The following is a 23,741-nucleotide window of genomic DNA, read 5'->3' on the forward strand; positions in this document are numbered from 1 at the left end:
CGTGTCGGTGGATGCGCATTATAGGGAAATCGAAACCCAGCGCAACCCCTTTTTTGAAGAAAAGTGAGAAAAACGGTGCGTTCGGACAAAATACAACCAAAACACCTCTTTTTAGACGTTTATTGTACAAAAAGAGCGCCTAATCGCGCTCAATTTTCAATATCCAACCTGCTTTATCCTGATATCCAGCTTCTAACTCCAATTCGCTGCGCATCAATGGGTGATCATGCAGCCAATCATCGGGTAATGTCAGAGTCAATGTCTCAGGTTCAGTTGCTGTAATGTAAAGGTCGGGCAAAACATCATCTTGACGGCGCATGGATAGGATTACCGCAATCCGGAGTATCCTGACAAGTAACTCTATAAACCCTTGTTGATTACCAAACTGAGTAAAAGGCCCTTCTTCTACATCGAGCCTGTGGTTACCCACTAACGTCACTACCATTTGCTTTTGAACTCGGGAGTACCCAGGCATGCCGGTGTGTTTCAAAATGTAGGCGCTGTGTTGATGATAAGATTTGTAGTCAATAACTAAACCAATCTCATGCATTGACGCTGCAGCACGTAACAGGCCACACGCACTTTGAAAGTCAAACTGCATCGGCGCTTCTAATTGCTGAAGCAAAATTTTGCATATATCAAACACACGTGCAGCCTGCCCATCATCAACATGATATCGGGACATAAAGCCATCAAGTGTGCGTTTACGAATGTCCGCCTGATTGAGCTGATCAATCATGCTGTACAGGATGCCTTCACGTAAGGCACCACCTGCCAGGCCCATTCGTTCAATTTGCAACGCTTCGAACAGTGCAATTAATATTGCCAGCCCTGAGACAAAGACTAAACGGCGCTCTTCACTTAACCCTGGCAACTCAAGTTGTTCTATGCTCTCAAACCGGATTGCTTGCGCACGAATTGCCTGAAGTTTATCCAGGGTCAGCATTTCATCTAAACCGAGCGCCGCGAAAATCTCCTGAATAGCCTGAACTGTGCCGGATGCACCAATAGCAAGCTCCCAGCCAGAAGTTTTATATTGAGCAGCATAAGGTGCAACCACCTTATGAGCAGCCGTCGTTGCCGCAGCAAAATTGCTCTCACTCAGCGCGCCGTCTGCGAAGTAGCGTTCTAAGTAGGTGACACAGCCCATATTCAGGCTATGATAAAGCTTTGCCTCAAAACCCTGACCAATAACGATTTCGGTGCTCGCTCCACCTATATCGACAACAAGCTGGCGCCCCTGACAGGCAGATGTATGTGCGACGCCTTTATAAATAGAACGGGCTTCTTCTTCCCCGCTGATGATAGAAATAGGGTGACCAAGAATTTGTTCAGCTTTTTGCTTAAACACATTTGCATTGGTTGCCAGGCGCAAGGTCGCGGTGGCCACAATACGTATATTGTCAGTCGGGATATCTTGCAGTCTTTCAGCGAACAGGGACAAACATTCCAAGCCCCTCTGCATTGCTTCTTCGCTCAGCAAATTTTGCTCATCCAGACCTGCAGCCAGCCGAACTTTACGTTTGACTCGCCCAATTGTATGCACGCCACCGGCCATATGTTTTGCGATCAACATATGGAAGCTGTTTGATCCTAAATCAATCACCGCATACACATTTTCATGTGGGGATCTCTGAACCACGCTTACTAACCTCTATCTACTTCTACCAAAATGCCCGATTAATTACGCGGGCGCGGTTTTTGGTAACTACCTTGTCGACGGTTACTACCATTGCGATTACCGCGCTGACCGGATGAGTTTCTGCGCCTTTGTTGTCTGGCAGGCGCTTTAATGTCATCTAGTAGTGCAGACTTATCGTAGTGAGAAACCGGAATTGCATGGTCAATGTATTCTTCAATCTCATGTAAGTTATATGCATACTGCTCGCAGGCAAAGCTAATCGCATGCCCTGATGCGCCAGCTCGACCGGTACGACCAATACGGTGTACATAGTCCTCACAATCGTCTGGCAGGTCAAAATTGAGTACATGACTTACCTCTGGAATGTGCAAACCACGCGCTGCGACATCCGTTGCAACCAGCAGATCCAGTTCACCCTTGGTGAATTTGGATAATATAGACAAACGCTTCTTCTGATTGACGTCGCCAGTTAACAGCCCCACTCGATGCCCGTCATTTTTTAGCCATTCATAGACGTTTTCACAACTGTGCTTGGTATTGGCAAATACAATGGCCTTATCGGGCCACTCTTCCTCAATCAAGGTAAGGAGTAAAGGAATTTTGTCCTCTTGCGAAGGGTGGAACAGCTCTTCTTGAATGCGTTTTCCTGTTTTAACATCTGGCTCTATCTGCACATGAATTGGGTTATGCATGTGTTCGAATGCCAACTCCTGGACACGATAAGACAGCGTTGCAGAAAACAGCAGGTTAAGTCTTTGCTGCGTATCCGGCATACGATTAAACAAGTATCGAATATCTTTGATAAAGCCCAGATCAAACATGCGATCCGCTTCATCCAACACAACAACTTCAATGTTATTAAGGTTATAGGCACCTTGTTTGTAGAAATCGATCAGGCGTCCGGTGGTACCAATCAGGATATCCACCCCTTTTTCTAATTGTGACCGTTGTTTTTCGTATTCTTCGCCTCCATATACTAAGCCAAGCTTTAACCCACACGCTGGTGCCATAATTTGGGCGTCTTTGTGGATTTGGATCGCAAGCTCTCGTGTCGGGGCCATAATTAACGCACGTGGCTGACCGGCAACCTGAGCATCAGGCTGGCTTTGCAACAGTCGATGGCAGGTCGCAGTTAAAAACGCAAGCGTTTTACCTGTACCTGTTTGCGCCTGACCGGCAATGTCTCGACCCTCACTGATGTAGGGCATGCACTTTGCTTGGATTGGCGTACAATATTCGAAGCCACTCGCTGTCAAACCGGCGACCACTTCCGGTGCTAAAGCAAAGTCGATAAATTTTTTATTGGTCAAATGTGTCTTAGTCATAGCAATTAAGCATAACGTTTAAACTTGCAATAAGAAACAAGAGTGTTTAAATACGCATTAAATAATTGACCTAATTCTAACGGAGAGCGCAATGAGCGACAAAATTATTCAATTAACTGATGACAGCTTCGAAGCAGACGTGCTTAAGTCGGATACCCCTGTACTGGTAGATTTCTGGGCTGAATGGTGTGGTCCATGTAAAATGATTGCACCTATCCTGGACGAAATTGCAGACGAGTTCGAAGGTCGCGCAACTGTAGCTAAGCTCAACATCGATCAAAACTCTCTGACACCGCCTAAGTTTGGTATCCGTGGTATCCCAACTCTGCTACTGTTCAAAGACGGTGCGGTTGCAGCCACTAAAGTTGGTGCGTTGTCAAAAACACAACTGATCGAGTTCCTTGAGAACAACATCTAACTGATTACTTATCTCAGGCATCAGCATACGCTGAGAGCCGATAAGTCACAGTCCGAATGTATCAGGTAGCGCTGCATCGGCCCTACCTGATTAAATTTGTATAAAGACTGGACGACTGCTCCCCTAGCTGCTAACTTATAGAGCCACTAACCTTAAGCAATTTCAATTCAATCCCTCGTACCACGAGAGAACAACTTTTAAATAAAGAACCCACCAATATGCATTTACGCGAACTAAAAGACAAGTCAATCAATGAGCTTGTAAAACTTGCCGAGTCTATGGGACTCGAGAACGTTGCTCGTCTAAGAAAACAAGACATCATTTTCGCCATCTTGAAAGCGCACGCTAAAAGCGGCGAAAACATCTATGGTGGCGGCGTGCTGGAAATTCTTCAGGATGGCTTCGGCTTTTTACGCTCATCGGAAGCCTCCTACCTGGCAGGCCCGGATGACATTTATGTTTCGCCCAGCCAGATCAGACGCTTTAGCCTGCGTACTGGTGACAGCATTAGCGGCCTGATCCGCCCACCAAAAGATGGTGAGCGTTACTTCGCACTGCTAAAAGTGAATGAAGTAAACTTCGATAAACCAGAAAACTCCAGAACTAAAATCCTGTTCGAAAACCTGACACCTATTCACGCCAACGAACGTATGGTGATGGAACGCGGTAATGGTAGTACAGAAGATATCACTGCCCGAGTACTGGATCTCGCATCACCTATCGGCAAAGGTCAGCGTGCACTGATTGTTGCGCCACCAAAAGCCGGTAAGACCATGTTGCTACAGAACATTGCGCAGTCTATTTCTTACAACAACCCAGACGCAACACTGATGGTACTGTTGATCGATGAGCGTCCGGAAGAAGTAACTGAGATGCAACGTCTGGTACAAGGTGAAGTTGTCGCCTCAACCTTCGATGAGCCAGCAAGTCGCCACGTTCAGGTAGCTGAAATGGTTATTGAGAAGGCGAAACGACTGGTTGAGCACAAAAAAGACGTTATCATTCTGTTGGACTCAATCACGCGTCTTGCACGTGCGTACAACACAGTGATCCCGTCTTCTGGTAAAGTACTGACGGGTGGTGTTGATGCAAATGCACTGCATAAGCCAAAACGTTTCTTCGGTGCTGCACGTAATGTTGAAGAAGGTGGCAGCCTGACCATCATCGCAACAGCCCTGATTGACACGGGTTCTAAGATGGACGAGGTCATTTACGAAGAGTTTAAGGGTACCGGTAACATGGAACTGCACTTAAACCGCAAGATTGCTGAAAAGCGTGTCTTCCCGGCCATTGACTTTAACCGCTCAGGTACACGTCGTGAAGAGCTGCTTACTAAGCCGGACGAACTGCAAAAGATGTGGATTTTACGCAAGATTGTTCATGAAATGAGTGAAATCGATGCGATGGAATTCCTCATCGATAAGCTGTCTATGTGCAAAACAAACAACGAGTTCTTTGACTCAATGAAGCGTAAGTAATTATTCACGCTAGAAAAGAAAGCCTGCTTATGCAGGCTTTTTTTATGTCTCCACTGCTGACACGCTCCTGTAGGTGTTCTATATATATGTAGATGCGCACAGACACTAACAACAGATCAGGGCAAGTCCTGTCCGCCTGACCTTTGCTTTTGTCTAGGCACACCACGTACAACAAGACTCATCAAGCAAGCCCGATAAAGGAAGAACACACCCATGCGTTTAGTAGCCAGTGCCATGGCCGTGACTACAGTGAATATAGCCGTCGTGCTGGTCTGTACAGCCATATTTTCACTTCCTCTCAAAGTCACGATCACGCTCATCCTCCTGATGGGGATTGCCTCTTTCTTCGCCGCCCTGTGGCTAAACAAGAAACAGCAAAAAGGTGCCTATTTATATAGCTTTGTCAGTGCGTTACACCACCAGGATACAATAGACCTGACTTTTCGTTTTGATGAAAAAGACAAAACCTTACCCGAAGCCTGCCTGGCCATCAACGACAGTATGGCGATGATGGAGCATATTATTGGCGAAGTATACGCTTCATCTTCAAGGCTCACCCCTATGGCTGACAGCCTGCGCGATACCTACGCATCTATGACACAAAAAGCGACTATTCAGCATGCTCATGGTGAAGACTTGGCAACAGCAATTAATCACATGCTGACTGTTTCGAGAGAGCTGGATGACAGCCTGGAGAAAATCTACAGCTCAGTCGAAAATGCCACACAAGCGGTCAAAAAGACCCGCATAGACACAGACAAAAGCCAGGAGAGCCTGATGACCCTGGCGGGTAATATTCAGGCTACCAGCGAACAAATCGCTTCATTGAAAGCCGATAGTGATGCCATTAGCTCTGTCATAGACGTCATTAATGCCATCGCGGAGCAAACCAACTTACTGGCACTAAACGCCGCCATTGAAGCTGCCCGAGCAGGTGAACAGGGCCGAGGCTTTGCCGTCGTGGCTGATGAAGTGCGTAATCTGGCAGCGCGGACGAGTCAATCAACACAGGAAGTCCGCAATATGGTCAACAAAATCCAGGCAGGAACTGACAGCGCACATGCCCAGATGCTTACCGCACTGGCAGAAACCGACAAAACAGTCAGCTTATCTGAGGCCTCTACAAAAGAAGTAGACCAAATAGAGCAGTCAATGATAGATATCAATGCACTGTCACACAGCATTCATACCCAGGTAAGCCAACAGAAAGCAGTCTCCGATGAGGCTCAGTCCAGCATTGAGTCAATGGTTGAGCTTAACTCTGATGCCCTTTCTGCCTCCAAGATTCAGGCTGTTTCAAGTAGCGACCTTATCAACCTGGCTGCATGTATTCATGAGAAACTGTCGATCTTCAAAGCAGAGCGGCCCCAGCCGGATGTGACTCACCGTACGGATACCAGCCGGTATAATTGTGACACAGATACACAGGCCGTCACTTCAGACAAAAACAGCCAAGCCAGAGAGCACAGCGCACTAGGTGACATCGAGCTGTTCTGAGTAGCTACACACTTTTAATTCGTCGCACAGGATCAGGAACAAGTCTTGATACAGGGCCGTTTGCTCTTGTTTTAGCGCCGCTTCGAACTGTGAAGCAATATCTGAGATATGGACGAATTCAAACATGCTTGCAGCACCATTTAATTTATGACAATGGTGCTGGAGTGCCTGCCAGTTTTGTTCCTGCCACAAATCAATCAATTTATATCTCTCTTGCTCCAGCGTTTGTGCAAAACTCTGCTTGAGGTCACTCATATCTATTGATAAATCCAGTGGTTGAGAGGCATGGATACGCTGCAAAGACTGGGCAAGTGTCTGATACAGCAGTTCGCTGTTGATTGGCTTGCTGAGGTGACCACTGAACCCCTGAGCCAGATAACCTTTGATTTCATGTTCCATCACATTGGCCGTCAGTGCATACACTTCTCCTTCAAAACCAGCCTGACGCAATAGTTTCAGGGCCTCAAGACCGTCCATTTCCGGCATCTGAATATCCATTAATACAACATCCGGATAAGTGCTGAGACAGCGCTCTACCGCCTCTCGCCCATTGCCTACAACATCGACCTCAAGTCCCATTTTTTCGAGCAGTCGAGAGATCAGCGCACGATTATCATCATGATCTTCAGCCAGCAGCACTGTGCCAGATAATTTCACATCTGATGCCAAAGACTGCGCATGCGATATTTTTTCAAGGTTATCTGGCTGACTGGCCTGACTCAGTCTGGCACAGGGCATACTCAGTTTAAACTGACTGCCTCTTTCAACTTCACTCTGAACTGAGATCTCGCCCCCCATCATTTTTGCCAAATGCTGTGATAAGCTCAGTCCGAGTCCGGAGCCACCAAACCGGCGAGTTATACTATTATCTCCCTGCTGGAAGCACTCAAAAATCCTGGCAACCTGAGATTCCGACATACCAATACCACTGTCTCGCACAATGAATAAGATACCGTCCTTCTGCTGCCTGATAATCAGCTCGACCTGTCCCTCCTGAGTAAATTTCACCGCATTACTGAGCAGGTTGATCAAAATTTGCTTCAGGCGCACATAATCGAGCCGCACTAAATAGGGAGTGGGTAAGTCATTCTCGACCAGTAACCCAAGCGACTTCTCCATACAGGGCCGCTGGAACATATCACAGACATCGGCGAGCAGACTCTCGATGGTAAATTCGGTGTACTCCAGTTCTAGTCTCTGCGCCTCAATCTTACTCAGGTCCAGTACATCGCTGATCAGGTCTTTTAGGTGATTACCTTGCCTTGTCACCACCCCCAGAGATGACATTAAATGGGGATCGTGTACATAGTCCTGCTGCAAACTTTCCGCATGGCCTAAAATAGCAGTCAAGGGGGTGCGTATTTCATGGCTGATATTAGCCAGAAACTGGCTTTTTATCTGGTTCGCATTGCGCAACTCATCGGCAGTCTGTTGCAACTGCGCCGTTCGCTGGGCCACTTTTTTACTGAGTTCAATTTTTGCACGGCGCTCCGTCGCACGGTGGTAAAATGCAAAGACAGAAATCAGCGCCAGACATAAGATCAATCCACTCATCCATAACAATTGATTTTGCTGCTCATCCTGGAGTTTTTGCAACTCCTGTGCCTGCCTCATTTTTGCCAACTCCTGACTTAGCTGACTTTCTTCAAACTTGCTCTGATACTTATTCAGGCGGGTGATCAAACCTTCATTCAGCAGGGCAAACTGCAGATCCCGGTAATAATCTAGCGTTTCTACTGCCGCCTGCATTTTACCTTTTGCGGCCTGAACCAGAGCCAGTAAATGCAAAAACTCTCGCTCCCTGAGGCGATCACCCAGTTTACGTGTTAAGGTAAGCCCCTGATCGATACTCTCCTCTGCCGCATCAATTTCTCCACGCATTAATTGCAGTCTGGCCGTGGGGTGCAAGGCATGCATAACGCCAGCCTGGTTATCAGCCTTCTCCGCATAATACATGGCAAAGTTGACTTCCTGTTCAGCGGATGTGTAGTCCCTGGTCAATAAACTTAGCTTTGCCATATTGACGTATTCAAACGCCAGGTGCCGGGTGTTATTGATACTGTGATAGTAATCAACCGCCGCTTTAACAGCGGTACGCGCCAGTTCAGGCCGGTTTGATTCGGTATAAATGACCCCAAGGTTGCCTTGTGACAGCGCCACGCCATACTCATCACCTAACCGTTCGAACAGTGTAATGGCACGCTTGAGTAATTCCTCAGCTTTGTTGTAACGAAACTGGCGAATGTACACACCGGCGAGATTCAGCAACATATCAGCCCTGTCTTGCTCATTGCCATATTGCTCGTACAGCATGTAAGCAGCCAGATAATGTTCCAGTGAGGCTTCCAGATCGTGGATCTGGATAAAAGACATGCCCAGATTATTGTGAATATCCGCCCGCTCTATTGGCTTGGCTCTTTGCTCAGCGACCACCAAAGCCTGTTGATAGTCGATAACCGATGCCGAATAGTCTCCCTGGTAAAAGGCGCTGATCCCTTGCATTTTAAAAGCATGGTATAGACTGTCTGACAACCCAGCTTCGCGGCTCAGGGCCTCAAGCTGCTCAAAGTAACGAATGGCCATCTCATAGCGCGTACTCTCTAGCGCGATCTTACCGATGGTTTTGAGCGTACTTGCCCGTTGCTCAGGCGTTAACTCCGGAAGCTGCAGTAAACGCTCCGCGCCCAGCATCTGTTCCTGCCAGTTTGTCATCTCTGACAGCGCAGTAATTTGCTGCGTGATTGCAGGCGAAGAAACAGATGTGTCGGCATTAACTCTGAGTGACCATACTCCGATCAATAACACAGCAGCCACAGCCCACTTAAAACCCTTTATCATCCCTGTCTGCCCCGTATTACTTGCAATAGACGTGTCAAAAAATAAGAATTGAACAAAGAAGATACACCATGTTTACAGGCGGAACAATGTTGAACCCCCTCCTTGATGCCACTTTTAGGATAATCACCCGTGAGCGCGCAACGCAATTACACCGACTCGCTAGCGCACTGGATAAAGAAATGGGGTTCCCCAGGTTGGACGATGACCCTGACAAAGCGCTTTTTAAGCGTAACTTTTTGTTGATGAATGCGCTCTATCAACTACAGCAAGAGTTTGCTGAGCAAGGGTATTATTTGCAGGTTGAGGCCATGGACATCCGTCTGCTTGAACAGCAAGCACGCTCCACATTGCAAAAACAAGACCCTCTCAGGGATTATTATTTAGATTGGTGCAACTATGATACCAGTAAAGACGAGGTCACCGCGCTGCTGACTCAATTCTGGCAGCGCTATATGAAGATGCCTGAAACGGGGGCCGAGCGGCACGTTGAGCTCATCAGTAAGTGGCAACTGCCGTGCCCGTATTCCCGACGCCAGCTTAGCAAACGCTGGCGTACACTGGCATTTGCGGCTCACCCGGATCAACAAGGGGAACAAACCTTGTTCCAACAACTCCAAGAGGAGTACGAGCTACTTAAATGCTATGCAGAAGCGGATGAATAATACCACCCCCATGATTTATATGAATGTGGATTGATATAACTACAGACTCATCCGCTTTGCTTTAAATTTGCGCCCCTTAAGCTTGCTCTCCTGTAACTTTCTGAGCGCGGGCTTGACCCCTTCTCTGGCCACAGCAACAAACGCCTGATGATCCAGTAAATCAATATTACCAATCAGACTGGCACCAATCCCCTGCTCTGACGTCAGACAACCGACAATGTCGCCAGCGCGAAGCTTGTCTTTTTTCCCTCCATCTACTTGCAAAGTAACCATCGGGGGCTTGAAGGCAGGCTTGTCGAGCAGACTCAAAGGTGGCGGCGTTGCTGGCTCAAACGCCTGTTCATAGATTTCACTCAGTTTAGCGACTTTAAATGCTTCATTTTCGCCGAACAAAGAGCATGCAAGCCCTTTTTTGCCGCCCCGCCCGGTGCGACCGACCCTGTGTACATGAGTTTGCGGGTCCAGTGCCATGTGGTAATTAACCACCATATCGACATCATCAATGTCCAGGCCCCGTGCTGCAACATCCGTAGCAACCAGCACTGATGCACTTTTATTGGCAAAGCGGATCAATGCGCGAACCCGCTCAGCCTGATCCAGGTCGCCATGCAAGGTGACAACATTCACGCCACTGGCCCTGAGCTCACTATATAACTTCTTCGTTTCGACTTTGGTGTTGCAAAAGGCAATGCAGCTAACGGGTTTGTAATGCTGCAGCAACAGGCGCAATGTGTTAAATCTCAGTTTGTTATTTTTAAGCGCAAAAAACTGCTGTTTAATTTGCCGGTTGAGGCTTTCTTCCTCTCCCTTAACCATGACAGGCTCGCGCATAAATTGTTGGGTTAGCGCCTCAATATCTTTCTGATAAGTGGCACTGAACATCAATGTCTGACGCTCCGGGGGCAGATAAATGGCGATGTTTTCCAGCGCTTCAATGAAGCCCATAGCCAGCATTTGATCGGCTTCATCCAGAACCCAGGTCTGCACCTGAGTCAGGTCAAGTGTGCCTTTATAAAGATGCTCTTCAATTCGCCCGGGGGTACCAACCACAACGTGCGCACCATGCTCCAGCGAGCTGATCTGCGGACCTATGGGTTCACCACCACATACTGTCAGCACCTTAATATTTTGCATGCCACGCGCCAGCTTGCGGATCTCCGTGGCCACCTGTTGTGCCAGCTCTCGGGTGGGTGCCAGTACCAGGCTCTGGATCACCTGCTCCTCAGCTACCAGCTTGTTTAGCAGACCAAGGCTAAATGCCAGAGTTTTACCCGATCCGGTTTTTGCCTGAGCGATTACGTCCTGCTGGGCGATAATGGCGGGTAATGCCTGTGCCTGAATGGGCGTCATGGTGGTAAAACCGGCTTGCTGTAAGCCACTTTGGAGATGCCGGGTCAACGGCACTTGATTAAACGATTGGGTCACACTATTACCTCGGAGAAACTCAATTTGCAAAGTTTAGCAAATCCCGCATAGCGCCGTCACTTCAGTAAGTAAAAACGCCCGTTCACCCCGAAAAAGTTTAATTTAACAACATTTGTTGCGACAATCTAAAGCGATGTAAATTACCAAGGGTTACTATGGATCAGATGATACGCTTTACGCCTTTTAGCAGGCTAACCAGCGCCGCCAGACACTGGCTGTTACCACTGTGTGCATTAACCGCCAGTGCGGTTGCTCAGGCGCAGGAATTCACGCAAGCACAACTAGAGGAAGTCGCCAAAGTACGTACTCTGGCCAGCCAGAGTGATTTAAGCTGGCAATTGCTGGAATCGTTGACGACCGAGATAGGCCCACGCCTGCCCGGTACAGAAAACGATAAGCTGACGGTAGCCTGGGCTGAGCAACAGTTTAAGCGTCTGGGTTTTGACAAAGTCTGGCTGGAAGCCGCAACCTTTCCGGAATGGCGTCGCTATCACGAGTCGGCCAAGCTGGTCGCGCCGAGCGAACAGCCACTGCACATCACGGCACTGGGCAATAGCATCAGTACCCCTCAGCAAGGGCTGAGTGGAGAAATCGCGTTGTTTGAAACCTTTGACGAACTAAAAGCTGCGCCAGCAGGTAGCCTGAAAGGCAAAATTGCTTTCATCAACTACAAAATGAATAGAGATATTGATGGCAATGGCTATGGTCCGGCAGTCCAGGCTCGCAATAAAGGGGCCGTTGAGGCGGCAAAGAAAGGGGCCATCGCCTATATGATGCGTTCAGTCAGTACCGCCCATCACCGTTTTGCGCACACCGGGGGCAGTCACTATGACGAGCAGGTCACGAAAATCCCGGCCACCGCCATTGCAAACCCGGACGCTGATCAAATTGCGCGTCTGTTCAAGCATGGTCACACCCCCAGAGTCGAAATCAATATTCAGACCGAAGATCTCGGTGAAGGGACTAGTTTTAACGTGATTGGTGAAATCACCGGCTCGGAGTTTCCTGATCAATACGTCTTGCTTGGCAGTCACCATGACTCCTGGGATCTTGGCACAGGTGCTCTGGACGATGGTGCCGGTATGGCGCTGACCATGGCCGCGGCCAAACACATCGCCTCAGTGACCCGACCCAAACGCAGCATCCGGGTCGTCCTGTTTGCCGCCGAAGAGTTGGGATTATGGGGTGCCAAAGCGTACTTCAAACGTCATGAAGACAAACTGGCGCAGATTGTTGCCGCCGCCGAATCAGACTTTGGTGCGGATGTGGTGTATGCATTTGAGTCTAACGTGAATGCCGCTTCTCTGCCGCTGGTTCGCGCCATGGCTGAACAGTTAAAACCTTTAGGCATTAACTACATTGGTGCCAACCGTGCACGTGGAGGTCCGGATCTGATCCCGTTAAATAAACTAACCTCTGCGCCAATTTTCGATCTGCATCAGGATGGCACCGATTATTTTGACTACCATCACACTGCAGATGACACGCTGGATAAAGTCGATCCCGCTAAGTTGAAACAAAATACCGCGGCCTATGCCGTCTTCGCACTGATGGCTGCCAACGGTAAAACACGCATGCAGGGAAAGTAAGGCACGCCGCTTTTATTAAGTAAATGCATACCAACCTATGGCGTCGGACATCAGAGCCCGACGCCATCACCAAAACAAGGAGCGAACAATGGAAAAACTCACCGCTGGCCTGTTTACCTCTCATGATCTGATCAGCCGCTTTCTGATCCGCTTTAAAAATGCGTTACTACTTACGGCCATAATGGGTGTTATCGCGTATTTTTGGTTGCAACATGTGCAGCAGACAGCGCACTATCAGCATCTGTTAGTCGAACCGAAAACGGACGACCTGATTTTGATTGACCTGGGTCGTTTTGAAACCCAACGGGCCTATCAGGCCCAGTATCGGATCACTCAGGTCATAGCAACCACCGAAGATACCGTTACGGTTAAGCAAGGGCGTTACACCTATGGGCGAAAACGGGATGTAAAACGGGCGATCCAGCTGGATAATCTGATGCTGGACAAGTATTTTCACCCAGATCCAATTGAGTGGCCCAGAGATGAGCTGGCCGACTACTTTGAGCAAGGCGCGATCTACGCCATACACAGGCCCAATGATATTTATGTTATGGGTGGGATAGTCAAGCCTCGTGTTATACCTCGCCTGCATACACCCATACCCAAACACCGACTGTCACCCGATAACCAACGTGGTATTGCGCATTATCAGGTAGGTGAGCTTTCTCAAGCGCGTGAAGCCTTTGCCAAGGCAGCAGAACTGGGCGACCATTGGGGGCAATATAATCTGGCCACCATGCTGCTCGATACTGAAGGCCAAGTTGCAGATACAAAGCAGGCAGTCCAGCTTCTTAATCAGGCCGCTGCGCAGGGCAATCACAAAGCAAAAGCACTGCTCAGTGAGTTGTGTTCTAATACGCTTTCGTGTGACTAGCGGACGATACTCGTCCGCTCAGGACGACTGTGGTTTTGCTCCGCGTAATCGTGAATAAACGCCTCAAACTGCGCCGCATCTGCAGGCTTAGCGTGCAGAAAGCCCTGAGTATAATCACACCCTAACTCCTGTAAAAAGTTCAGTTGCTCCGGCGTTTCAACGCCTTCCGCAATAACTTTCAAATGCAGCTTACCCGCCATCGAAATAATAGCGCTCACCAGTGCCCTGTCTTCTTCGTCATCAGGCAGATCTCGAATAAAAGCACGGTCTATCTTTAACTTAGACAAAGGGAAGCGCTTCAGATAACTCAGTGAAGAGTACCCTGTGCCGAAATCATCAATGGCCAATCCTACGCCCATTGCACGCAAGCTCTCAAGCTGACGCTGAATATGACCAGAATTGTCGGCCAATACGGTTTCGGTGATCTCCAGCGTTAAAGCATCGGCTGCCAATCCGGTTTCTTTGAGTACTTTGGCAACCAGACTGGCAATATCCTGACGCTTAAACTGTGTACTCGAGACATTCACCGACACAAACAAAGGCTGACCGGTTTGCGTGATCCAGGATTTTGCCTGCGCGCAAGCCTGATATAGCACCCACTCGCCGATGGTGATGATCAGTCCTAACTCTTCACAGACGGGCACAAAGTCTGCCGGTGAAACCTGCCCCAGCTGAGGGTTGTGCCACCTTAATAACGCCTCACATCCAAGTCGCTCCTGCCCGACGATCGGCTGATATGCCAGATAAAGTTCACGATTGGTCAGAGCACGATGCAACGCCCCTTCCAGCGCGCTGCGTGCTTTGGCATGCTCATGCATTGCAGAAGTGAAAAACTGAAAGCAATTACGGCCATGCTCTTTGGCCTTATACATGGCACTGTCGGCATTTCTGAGCAGCACTTTACGGTCTGCACCATCATCAGGATAAAACGTAATGCCCATACTACCGGATACAAAGGCTTCATGGCCTTCGAGAAAAAATGGCTCGCTGAGTGCGTGCAGCACTTTGGTTGCAAGCTTTTCCATATCGCTGATTTTTGCCATATCAGGTAACAAGAGCGCAAACTCATCTCCCCCTAAGCGTGCCACGGTGTCTGAATTTCGGGTGCATTCGCGGATCCGATTGGCCGCTTCAATGAGTAACTGATCACCAATGTGATGCCCTAACGTGTCGTTTACCGCTTTAAAACGGTCGAGATCGATAAAACACACCGCCAGGCGGGTTTGTTTTTGTTTAGCCTGCGCCAGCGCAAGGTCAAACTTAGTATGGTAATGATGACGATTGGCCAGACCGGTGAGGTTATCAAAGTTGGCCTGCTGCCACATCAGCTGCTCATTGCGTTTGCGGGAGGTAATATCGTTAAACAGGGCCACATACATATCGATTTCGCCTGCGGCATCGAACACCGCCGAAACCTGCAACCAGCTGGGGTATACTTCGCCGTTTTTACGCTTGTTCCAGATTTCGCCCTCCCAATGGCCCCGGGAAGTCAGCGCATCATACAACTGAGCAAAGTAGGCGGCATCATGTCGGCCCGAGTTGAATATTGATGGGGTATTACCTAGTACCTCTTGAGCTGTAAAGCCGGTGATATCTGTAAATGCCTGGTTGACCATCTGGATCTGATTGTCACGGTTGGAGACCAGCACACCCTCACTGGTTGTCGCAAAGACGGTACTGGCAAGTCGCTGTTCCTTTTCCCCGGCAAGACGCTTGCTGATATCCTGGATTAAATAAATCGACCCGGTTTCCGCGCCGGCACTGTCCAGCACAGCAGTCTTACTAATCTCGACATCCCGACGTTGACCTGCCAGTTTGACTTCACACTCGATGGGTTCAACCCCAAGATTATCCAGGCAGCTACATTCTTCCAGAATAAACCCAACAGGGCGTCCCTGTATGTTGCCTAAATCGCGCTTAGCAGCCTGATTTGCAGAGACCACAACATTACTTGAGTTAGTGTAAATAAGATAATCGCCGATGGCGTTAAAAATGGCACTAAAGCGGTTTTTCTGTAACTCTGTACGGCGTTTTGCACGTCGTAATCGCAGCGTGAACATCACTAACACCAAAATGGAGCCACCCAAAATGGCAATGACACTGCCAAGCAAAATCAGCTGGACCGTATTGGCGTCTTTGAGCTCTGCGGTTTGTAGTGCAACTTGCTGCTCCAGGTTGGATTGATAGTGCCACAAATCTCGCTCCAGGGTGCGTTGTGCACTGATATCCTGGATCACCGATAACAGCAGCGGCAGGCCTTCGTCACTGGTAAATGGTGCAGAATACACACTCACCGTTCTGACTTCTTCATTGGCAAGCTGGTGCTGAAATATAAAATAATTGCGCCCTTCGCTCAGCGCAGACATCCGCTCCTGCTCCACCTGTTGAGGTGAAAACTGGTTGATCTGCTGGATCTGCATGTTTTCCAGTTGTGCCTGACTGTAACCGTAAAACAACGCCGCGGCTTCATTCGCCTGAACGATATTTCCAGTTTTAGGTTCAATGAGTAACATCACGGCACTATGTTGCTCAAATGCACTTATCGGCAAAGCGTGCTGCGCCGCAGCACTTTTCGCTGCAGAAAAAAATAGGGCCAGGATGGCAATACATGAGCTGGCTAGTGTGGTTGTTATTTTCAAGCCGCCTCCAAACAAATACTGCGCAATGCAACCGACTATAACTGAAAGCAAAAAGCAAAGATACATAGAGGATCCAGACTATTGCGCCGAATCAATTATTTCTACCGATAGCATAATAGTAGTTAATAAAAGTACGAAACACACTCAGGGAGCACTTTTTCATCTGCTGTACCCTGTGGTAGTAAACCAAACAGGCTAACCAAACGTAAATGTCTGTTCTACATCTGGCGACTTGTTATACTAGCGCCATTGAATCAGTGCAGCCCTAGATAGTGATGAAATATAAAGATTTAAGAGAATTTATAGCTCTGCTTGAAAAGCAGGGTGAGCTGGTGCGGGTAAGCCAGCCCATTTCCACCAAGCTGGAGATGACCGAAATAGCAGACCGTACATTGCGCGCCGGCGGGCCCGCTATCTTGTTTGAAAATCCCATAGGCTTTGACATGCCTGTACTCGCTAATCTTTTTGGCACACCAAAACGGGTTGCCATGGGGATGGGTCAGGATGACGTGGAAGCATTGCGCGAAGTCGGCAAACTGCTGGCGTTTCTGAAAGAGCCCGAGCCACCTAAAGGTATCAAAGAAGCTCTGGGTCAAATCCCGGTGTTCAAACAAGTACTCAATATGCCCACGAAGGAGCTCAAAAAAGCCCCCTGCCAACAGGTCGTATTGAGTGGTGATGAGGTCGACCTGACTCAGTTACCAATCCAGCATTGCTGGCCGGGTGATGCTGCACCCTTGATCACCTGGGGCTTAACCGTCACCCGCGGACCCCACAAGAAGCGCCAGAATCTGGGCATTTATCGTCAGCAGCTGCTCGGTAAAAACAAAATTATCATGCGCTGGTTATCTCATCGCGGCGGTGCTCTGGATTTTCAGGAGTGGTGTCAGCAAAACCCCGGCGAACCTTATCCGGTCTCAGTCGCTCTAGGTGCAGACCCGGCAACGATCCTCGGTGCGGTGACACCAGTACCAGATACACTAAGCGAGTATGCGTTTGCAGGCCTGCTGCGTGGTAGCAAGACCGAAGTTGTTAAGTCAGTTTCTAATGATCTGCAGGTACCCGCCACAGCGGAAATCATTCTGGAGGGTTATATTCAGCCAGGTGAAACCGCACCGGAGGGCCCTTATGGCGATCACACTGGCTATTATAATGAGGTTGATGATTTCCCGGTGATGACAGTCACCCACATCACGCATCGCGACAACCCGATTTATCACAGCACCTATACCGGCAGACCACCCGATGAACCTGCCATTCTGGGCGTTGCACTCAATGAAGTCTTTGTGCCTATTTTACAAAAGCAGTTCCCGGAAATTGTCGACTTCTACCTGCCACCTGAGGGATGCTCTTACCGGATGGCCGTGGTTACCATGAAGAAACAGTATCCTGGCCATGCCAAGCGCGTAATGCTGGGTGTGTGGTCATTCCTGCGCCAGTTTATGTATACCAAGTTTGTCATAGTGTGCGACGACGACGTCAATGCCAGAGACTGGAATGATGTGATCTGGGCCATTACGACCCGCATGGATCCTGCACGAGATACCACTATGATAGAGAACACGCCTATCGATTATCTCGATTTTGCCTCTCCTGTATCTGGACTTGGTTCCAAAATGGGCATGGATGCAACGAACAAATGGCCGGGTGAAACCGATCGGGAATGGGGTGAGCCCATCGTCATGGATGACGCGACGAAACAACGTGTCGATGAGATCTGGGATAGCCTGAAAATCATGAAATCGTAACGAATAAGACAGACTTTTTTCTGGTTTTCTGATGATAGCCAACTGGGAAACTGTCTGTCTCGGTGTGAAAGCGGTTACAGGGCAATCGCGAGTGTGGTAAAGTGCACACACTTTCACCACCGTGCTTATTTTCTAAGGTAAAAAATGCAAGTACTCAAAGCCACAGTGGCCGAGATTTCGCCACTGACTGAATACGTATCTAAAGTTGTCTTAACACCCGAGCAGGATGCCGAATTTGCCGCTGGCCATTACCTGCAATTAGTACTTGGTGAAAAAGACAAACGTGCGTTCTCAATCGCCAGTAGCCCGTCGAAGAAACATACTCTGGAGCTACATATAGGTGCATCTGGCGCAGACTCCTATGCCATGCAGGCTTTGGATCATTTAAAAGCAGCACACAGCAACCAGACACAGGTCGATTTAGAAGTCGGACTGGGCGTCTCTCAAATTCGTCCTGAACAGGCGCGTCCGCTAGTACTACTGGCAGGCGGAACCGGTTTTTCCTATGTAAAATCGATGGCCGACCACCTGGCGGAAATTAACTATGATCAGCCAGTCTTGTTCTACTGGGGTGTCAAAGAAGAATCGGCATTGTATGCCAAGGCCGAGATGGAAGCCTGGGCAAACAGCCGGGCAAACTTCCAGTTTATTCCTGTGGTAGAGCATGCATCAGAGACTTGGACAGGCCACACCGGTTATGTACACCAGGCAGTGATGAAGGACATTGTCTCTTTGGAACCATACAGTGTTTATATGGCCGGTCGTTTTGACATGATTGGCATCGTACGTGATGACTTCATCAACCATGGCGCACAACGCGAATTTATGTTCGCCGATGCCTTTGCATTTATTAAGTAATTCACTGAATGCGCGGTCTCTTGATCGCGCATCAATCAAAAAAACCAATCGCTGTAATACAAATAATCCATTTTTAAAATGAATTTCGTTTATCCATACTGGGACTGTCACTTAACAGGAGAACCCACATGGCTAAACAATTTATCTCAGACATCATGTCTACCCAGTTTCCACTGATCACACCCGATACCGAAATCACCGACGCCATTGCACAACTCGAAAAATTCGCCCTATTTGGTGCGCCGGTACAAGACCATGCTGGTAAACTGGTGGGCTTTATTTCCGAACAACAGTTACTGGCCCCGCTACTGCAAAGTAGTTATTTCTGTGATGGCGCCACGGCAGTCGGCCAATTGATGCGCACAGAGACCCTGTCGGTCAGCAAAACCACCACAGTGATAGATTTAGCCACGCAGATGCAGCAGGACAAACCCAAGATCTATCCGGTCATTGAGCATGGCAAGGTGGTAGCAGTGGTGACCCGCAGTCAGGTACTCAATGCACTAAAAGAAAACTACTTAAGCTGCTCAGCGCACTGAGCAGCAGGTATTTGAACGTACTAACGCCAGTTAGGTATATTTCTGTAACAGCGCCTGCTTATCCGAGTCACTTAAAAAAGCAATCTCAACCGCATTGGCTTGCGCCTGTCTGATATCCGCTTCACTGAGCCCTGCCAGTGGCGCCGCCCGTTCAAATTCGTTGTCCAACTCCACCCCTTGTACTGCTGGATCATCTGTATTAATTGTCGCCAGAATGCCATGATCTAAGAATTGCTTGAGGGGATGGGTCTCAATGCTCGCGACGGTGCTGGTTTGCAGGTTACTGGTCAGGCAGGATTCAATGCCAATGCGGTTGTCGCGCAGGTAATCCATCAGCTTAGGGTCTTCAATGGCTTTCACACCGTGGCCAATGCGCGTCGCTCCCAGCTCGTTGATCGCCTGCCACATACTGCTTGCACCTTCCGCCTCGCCTGCGTGAATGGTCACACCCAGATACGCATCACGAACTTGTTTAAAATGGTCGTTAAATAGTGTCCCCGGAAAACCGATTTCATCACCGGCCAGATCTACAGCAACTAAGTCATTTTTAAACGCCAACAGGGCATCGAGTTCATATTGGCATTTTTCAACACCAAAGGTACGCGACATAATACCAATCAGATTGACCTTGATATCACGCCCCTGAGTAGCCGAATGAATCCCGTCAACGACCGCTTCCACCACACCTTGTGGATGTAAGTCATGGGTTTTGGCCATATAATAAGGACTAAAGCGCAGCTCGGTGTAATCCATCTTCTGAGCAATGGCATCTTCGACATTTTCAACTGCAATACGGCGACAGGCATCATAATCGCCCAACACCTTGACGCCCCAGTCCAGCTTTGCCAAAAAGGCCATCAGGTTTGGCGCATTATCGAGTACCTGGACATGTGGCCTCAGGCCTTCCACATCGTGTGCTGGCAGCGGCATATTGAACTTCTGACCAAGGTCCAAAATGGTCTCAGGACGTACATTACCGTCTAAGTGGCGGTGTAAATCAAGTAAAGGTAGTTTGGTATTGATCATAAGGCACTCGGATTGCAGATAAAATTTTTCAGATCATACGCAGCCTAAGTGTAGATTCAAGGACAAATATCCGCAAAGTCGATTATTTACACCAATCCACATTCATATGTAGTCATCCCAATGGACAACTGCTTTTACCACCGATTTTAAAAATTGTTATTGAGCGCGCACATAGCGCGTTGTCCCGAGGTTTTCTCAGGTCAGGATAGGTGATATTACAAGCTGATGGGTGCCAGAGCAAAAAACCGGCCTGACGACCGGTGTTTTGACTGTATAAGTGATTTACTGGGTGGCCAGCAGGTAGGCCTTATCAAATTGCCCCGTTTTGGCATAGGCCTGTTCGGCTTGTTGCTGCCACAGCCCTTGCCAGGGTGATTGAGCCAATGTATCGAAAATCTTGGCTGCCAACTCATGCTCCCCTTGTGCATTGGCCAGACACGCCAGGCAGAACAGCAGTTCAGGCTGATCCGGCTGTTTCTTTAAGGCGGCCTGGATCAGTTTACGCAATTCAGGATCCGAACTGGCGGCATACTGTAACGCCTCTGCCAGTTGCTGATATTGACCTTTTTTAAGATATTTCAGTAAGTCACCACGCACAGCATCAAACTGGCCATGACGCAGCGCTTGTTGGGTCAGCGCTGGCGCTGCTAAAGGCCGCAGTGCTTTAGGCAGCGCATTAAACGTGGCCTGCGCCGTGCTGTCATCGATTGCAAGCAAGGCGTTCAGATACGTTTTCCAGCGCGCCTCTGACCAGTCCAGCTGTTTGTACTTTTGCTGGAGCAATGCTAGTGCTTGTTCACTCTGCCCGGCCTGGATCAAAGCCTCAAGATAGCTTGCCACCACACTGTCAGACACTTTTTTATCGGCCATCTGAGCTCCCAGCAGGGTTAATGCCTGCTCACCCTGATTGGCTGCCAGCCAAAGCTTGGCAACCTGCCCTTGCGATTGGGGAGACATCGCCTGTAGCTCTGCCAATGCCTGCGTCGGCTGCTGCTGTTGCAACGCAACCCGAGCTGCCATCGCGCGCTGCTGATCCTGCCAGTGAGCGGGCAAGTCACCGATCGCCAGGGCTTGCTGCAATTGTGCGTCATCGCCATTAATACATGCCCAGACAGCGGCTTCCAGTGCGTGTTGTTGACGTTTATTTTTGCGTCCTTTCAGCCAACCACGGCTACGGACGAAGGTCCGCCAGAGTGCACCGAGCAAGTTCAGCACCAAAGCACCGAGCAGCACAGCAAAAATCACCATGACAGCAAGTGCAAACAAGGAGGTCTCTATGGTGTGGTTGTTCACCGCAATCAGCAGATAGCCTTTCTCGTCGATCAACAAATGGCCAGCTGCCAGCACGCCCAGAAGCACTAAAACAGAGATCAGTGTGCGTGTCATTGTAACCACTCCTTCACCGCCTGAGGGGTTTGTAACTCAAGGGTTGCAGGCGCTGCAAACTCTTTGCGTTGCAGTGCTTTCAGGCCAGCCTGCATTGCCACCACCGCACTGTCCTCAGTCCGGTAGTAACGCGCTAAGGTCGCGCCCGCCCCTTCCAGCGCGGTAAAATAAATACTCTGCTGTTGCTGCATCAATGCCGTCTGGGCCTGACGCAGATAACTACTCAGCTGAGCACGAATAAGCTGCTGTTCCTCGGCATCTAACAGCGGATCAATAACCGGTTTATCGTGACTGCGTACCTTTATGAACTGATCCTGGATTTTTAACCAGGAGCGCCAGGCATTGGCCTTCCAGTCACTCACCTGCTCTGTCAGTTCGCTTTGCTCAGATTGCTGCTCCGCTGGTTTAGTCATGATCTGTAATGGTAAGTCATCGGCCTGAGCAACATAACCGTGCAGATCCAGATACAGCGCTTCCAGCTGAGGTTTTGGCTGGGCATTCAACAGCGCCAGATCGGCAGCAATAGCCGTTTGCACCGCCGATGTATTGCTCTGCTCACGCATCAGATCGTTCAGACGAGTCAAGGTCGCGGCTGCGGCCAAGTAGTGCTTTTGGATATTGGTCTGAAACTCTACACTGCGTATCAAAGCGGTTATCTCTGCTTTTTGGGCACCACCCAGTTGCTGTTTGGCTGCCTGCAGTGTGTTCTGTAAGCGTTGCTCAAGCTCACGAGTTTGCGCGTTAAGTTGCTGTGCAACCTGCTGCTCACGGTCAGCCACCTCGCCACGCAGCGCGCTAAGTGCCTGTTTGCTGGCTGCCAATTCTGTACGTAACTGCTGATTTTCACTACCCAGTTGTGTCAGCGTTTGCTGGTATTGGTGCAGCTGCTGCTGCCCCAGATAATACACTCCTCCCGCGCCGGTACCGGAAGCCAGTGCTACCAATAGAGCCAGAACAGCCGTTTTACTGATTTTTCCGGATGCATTGACGGATTTAGATGTTTTGCCCGAAGACTGAGGGCCTGAGTGACTTTGTTGTTGTTCTGTCATAGTTCCACCTTGGCGGGGCTGATTGTCCATAATGCAGGCCAGTAACGCATCGTTATCTGCCCCTGCACTGATGGCGATTTGTTTGTCCTCAATCGCGTATTGTTCGCGAAGATATTCTGCACTGCGTTGACTAACCAGATAAAACCGGCGACTGCTCAGCCAGTTCAGTAATTCGCTCTGCTGGGTATTGAAGATGGCGTCAATGGCTGCATTGCTGGTGATCACTATACCGTCAATGCCCAGCCTTTGCCAGTGGTCCAACCAGATATCGGACCCTGTTGCAGCCGGGATCCGCTCATAGACTACGCAATGCGATACCAGCGCACCACGCTGTTTGAGCATCTTACTGATCAGTGTGCGACCACCTCGACCCTTGACCACCACAACCCGTTTACCTTCAACCTGTTGCAGTGCCGATAAGGCAAGTAAACCCTCGGAGTCATGCTGCTGAGGCACACAAGCCTGGCGATTAAAGCACGCTTCGATGGCTGCGGCGGTCTTTTCGCCCACCGCGAAAAACTGACAGTCGGCAGAGAAGTCGGGCTGATGCTGTGCCAGATAGTGCACCGCATCCTGAGATATGAAAATGAGTAGATCAGCATCTGTGACGGGGGCCAGTTCAGTATCACTGACCGGCAGTTTTACCAGCTCCAGCACGGGGGTGCAGTCACAACTGATCCCCTGTGCTTCGAGCTGATCGGCAAGCAGTGTTCCTTTGCCTGCCGGACGTGTGATGGCTAGTTTCACA

The 23,741-nt window shown here is 49.3% G+C and carries 17 protein-coding genes; 9 read left to right on the forward strand and 8 right to left on the reverse strand.

What is annotated here, in order from left to right; genetic code table 11:
• Nucleotides 1–139 precede the first annotated feature (139 nt).
• Together gppA and rhlB are read right to left on the reverse strand one after the other, a co-directional pair.
• On the reverse strand, nucleotides 140–1,642 hold the full coding sequence (gppA, locus tag ACXAH1_RS21075; protein ID WP_475199396.1) for a guanosine-5'-triphosphate,3'-diphosphate diphosphatase: 1,503 nt from the start codon (nucleotides 1,640–1,642) through the stop codon (nucleotides 140–142).
• A 38-nt stretch (nucleotides 1,643–1,680) separates the two neighbouring features.
• On the reverse strand, nucleotides 1,681–2,967 hold the full coding sequence (rhlB, locus tag ACXAH1_RS21080) for an ATP-dependent RNA helicase RhlB (RefSeq protein WP_475199398.1): 1,287 nt from the start codon (nucleotides 2,965–2,967) through the stop codon (nucleotides 1,681–1,683).
• Nucleotides 2,968–3,058: 91 nt separating this feature from the next.
• On the opposite strand from rhlB, the gene trxA reads away from it, so the two are divergent.
• From trxA to ACXAH1_RS21095, 3 genes are all read left to right on the forward strand, one after another.
• On the forward strand, nucleotides 3,059–3,385 hold the full coding sequence (gene trxA / locus ACXAH1_RS21085) for a thioredoxin TrxA (RefSeq protein ID WP_010387092.1): 327 nt from the start codon (nucleotides 3,059–3,061) through the stop codon (nucleotides 3,383–3,385).
• Between the two features lie 218 nt (nucleotides 3,386–3,603).
• Nucleotides 3,604–4,863 (forward strand): transcription termination factor Rho, encoded by a 1,260-nt coding sequence (gene rho, locus ACXAH1_RS21090; protein ID WP_010387091.1) that lies wholly within the window; start codon nucleotides 3,604–3,606, stop codon nucleotides 4,861–4,863.
• A gap of 213 nt (nucleotides 4,864–5,076) precedes the next feature.
• A complete protein-coding gene (locus tag ACXAH1_RS21095) occupies nucleotides 5,077–6,360 on the forward strand; it encodes a methyl-accepting chemotaxis protein (protein WP_475199399.1) in 1,284 nt (427 codons plus the stop codon).
• Here the strand turns inward: ACXAH1_RS21095 and ACXAH1_RS21100 are convergent.
• A complete protein-coding gene (locus ACXAH1_RS21100; protein ID WP_475199401.1) occupies nucleotides 6,337–9,198 on the reverse strand; it encodes an ATP-binding protein in 2,862 nt (953 codons plus the stop codon). The two genes, ACXAH1_RS21095 and ACXAH1_RS21100, sit on opposite strands and share 24 nt — an antisense overlap.
• Nucleotides 9,199–9,284: 86 nt before the next feature.
• Between ACXAH1_RS21100 and ACXAH1_RS21105 the strand changes: the two genes are divergently transcribed.
• Nucleotides 9,285–9,860 (forward strand): DNA-J related domain-containing protein, encoded by a 576-nt coding sequence (locus tag ACXAH1_RS21105; protein ID WP_253110134.1) that lies wholly within the window; start codon nucleotides 9,285–9,287, stop codon nucleotides 9,858–9,860.
• 39 nt (nucleotides 9,861–9,899) lie between these two features.
• On the opposite strand, the gene dbpA is transcribed toward ACXAH1_RS21105, so the two are convergent.
• A complete protein-coding gene (dbpA, locus tag ACXAH1_RS21110; protein ID WP_349288030.1) occupies nucleotides 9,900–11,285 on the reverse strand; it encodes an ATP-dependent RNA helicase DbpA in 1,386 nt (461 codons plus the stop codon).
• A gap of 155 nt (nucleotides 11,286–11,440) precedes the next feature.
• On the opposite strand from dbpA, the gene ACXAH1_RS21115 reads away from it, so the two are divergent.
• Entirely contained in the window at nucleotides 11,441–12,874 is a 1,434-nt protein-coding gene (locus tag ACXAH1_RS21115) for a M28 family peptidase (RefSeq protein ID WP_475199403.1), read from the forward strand.
• A gap of 88 nt (nucleotides 12,875–12,962) precedes the next feature.
• Nucleotides 12,963–13,748, forward strand: coding sequence for a tetratricopeptide repeat protein (locus ACXAH1_RS21120; RefSeq protein WP_475199405.1), 786 nt, complete (start codon nucleotides 12,963–12,965; stop codon nucleotides 13,746–13,748).
• Here the strand turns inward: ACXAH1_RS21120 and ACXAH1_RS21125 are convergent.
• Entirely contained in the window at nucleotides 13,745–16,387 is a 2,643-nt protein-coding gene (locus ACXAH1_RS21125; RefSeq protein WP_475199408.1) for a putative bifunctional diguanylate cyclase/phosphodiesterase, read from the reverse strand. The genes ACXAH1_RS21120 and ACXAH1_RS21125 overlap by 4 nt on opposite strands.
• Nucleotides 16,388–16,662: 275 nt before the next feature.
• Here ACXAH1_RS21125 and ubiD point away from each other — a divergent pair, with 275 nt between their 5' ends.
• From ubiD to ACXAH1_RS21140, 3 genes are all read left to right on the forward strand, one after another.
• Nucleotides 16,663–18,135 carry a 4-hydroxy-3-polyprenylbenzoate decarboxylase gene (gene ubiD / locus ACXAH1_RS21130; RefSeq protein ID WP_475199411.1) on the forward strand — a complete coding sequence of 491 codons (1,473 nt, stop codon included), beginning with the start codon at nucleotides 16,663–16,665 and terminating at the stop codon, nucleotides 18,133–18,135.
• 144 nt (nucleotides 18,136–18,279) lie between these two features.
• Complete coding sequence (gene fre / locus ACXAH1_RS21135) at nucleotides 18,280–18,993, forward strand: NAD(P)H-flavin reductase (protein WP_475199414.1); 714 nt, start codon at nucleotides 18,280–18,282, stop codon at nucleotides 18,991–18,993.
• Nucleotides 18,994–19,121: 128 nt separating this feature from the next.
• Nucleotides 19,122–19,532, forward strand: a complete 411-nt coding sequence (locus ACXAH1_RS21140) for a CBS domain-containing protein (RefSeq protein WP_475199416.1) — start codon at nucleotides 19,122–19,124, stop codon at nucleotides 19,530–19,532.
• Between the two features lie 30 nt (nucleotides 19,533–19,562).
• On the opposite strand, the gene add is transcribed toward ACXAH1_RS21140, so the two are convergent.
• From add to ACXAH1_RS21155, 3 genes are all read right to left on the reverse strand, one after another.
• On the reverse strand, nucleotides 19,563–20,558 hold the full coding sequence (add, locus tag ACXAH1_RS21145; protein WP_253110118.1) for an adenosine deaminase: 996 nt from the start codon (nucleotides 20,556–20,558) through the stop codon (nucleotides 19,563–19,565).
• Nucleotides 20,559–20,840: 282 nt separating this feature from the next.
• Complete coding sequence (locus tag ACXAH1_RS21150) at nucleotides 20,841–21,944, reverse strand: heme biosynthesis HemY N-terminal domain-containing protein (protein WP_475199419.1); 1,104 nt, start codon at nucleotides 21,942–21,944, stop codon at nucleotides 20,841–20,843.
• Nucleotides 21,941–23,740, reverse strand: coding sequence for a uroporphyrinogen-III C-methyltransferase (locus ACXAH1_RS21155; protein ID WP_475199420.1), 1,800 nt, complete (start codon nucleotides 23,738–23,740; stop codon nucleotides 21,941–21,943). The genes ACXAH1_RS21150 and ACXAH1_RS21155 overlap by 4 nt, the downstream gene beginning before the upstream one ends.
• Nucleotide 23,741: the final 1 nt, after the last annotated feature.

It is taken from the genome of Pseudoalteromonas sp. AWH4_217 (assembly GCF_056161105.1).

Excerpts from the sequence above, each read along its gene's own strand:
- rhlB (WP_475199398.1), bottom strand. The coding sequence starts at position 2,967 with ATGACTAAGACACATTTGACCAATAAAAAATTTATCGACTTTGCTTTA.
- trxA (WP_010387092.1), top strand. The coding sequence starts at position 3,059 with ATGAGCGACAAAATTATTCAATTAACTGATGACAGCTTCGAAGCAGAC.
- rho (WP_010387091.1), top strand. The coding sequence starts at position 3,604 with ATGCATTTACGCGAACTAAAAGACAAGTCAATCAATGAGCTTGTAAAA.
- ACXAH1_RS21095 (WP_475199399.1), top strand. The coding sequence starts at position 5,077 with ATGCGTTTAGTAGCCAGTGCCATGGCCGTGACTACAGTGAATATAGCC.
- ACXAH1_RS21100 (WP_475199401.1), bottom strand. The coding sequence starts at position 9,198 with ATGATAAAGGGTTTTAAGTGGGCTGTGGCTGCTGTGTTATTGATCGGA.
- ACXAH1_RS21105 (WP_253110134.1), top strand. The coding sequence starts at position 9,285 with ATGTTGAACCCCCTCCTTGATGCCACTTTTAGGATAATCACCCGTGAG.
- ACXAH1_RS21115 (WP_475199403.1), top strand. The coding sequence starts at position 11,441 with ATGGATCAGATGATACGCTTTACGCCTTTTAGCAGGCTAACCAGCGCC.
- ACXAH1_RS21120 (WP_475199405.1), top strand. The coding sequence starts at position 12,963 with ATGGAAAAACTCACCGCTGGCCTGTTTACCTCTCATGATCTGATCAGC.
- ubiD (WP_475199411.1), top strand. The coding sequence starts at position 16,663 with ATGAAATATAAAGATTTAAGAGAATTTATAGCTCTGCTTGAAAAGCAG.
- fre (WP_475199414.1), top strand. The coding sequence starts at position 18,280 with ATGCAAGTACTCAAAGCCACAGTGGCCGAGATTTCGCCACTGACTGAA.
- ACXAH1_RS21140 (WP_475199416.1), top strand. The coding sequence starts at position 19,122 with ATGGCTAAACAATTTATCTCAGACATCATGTCTACCCAGTTTCCACTG.
- add (WP_253110118.1), bottom strand. The coding sequence starts at position 20,558 with ATGATCAATACCAAACTACCTTTACTTGATTTACACCGCCACTTAGAC.
- ACXAH1_RS21150 (WP_475199419.1), bottom strand. The coding sequence starts at position 21,944 with ATGACACGCACACTGATCTCTGTTTTAGTGCTTCTGGGCGTGCTGGCA.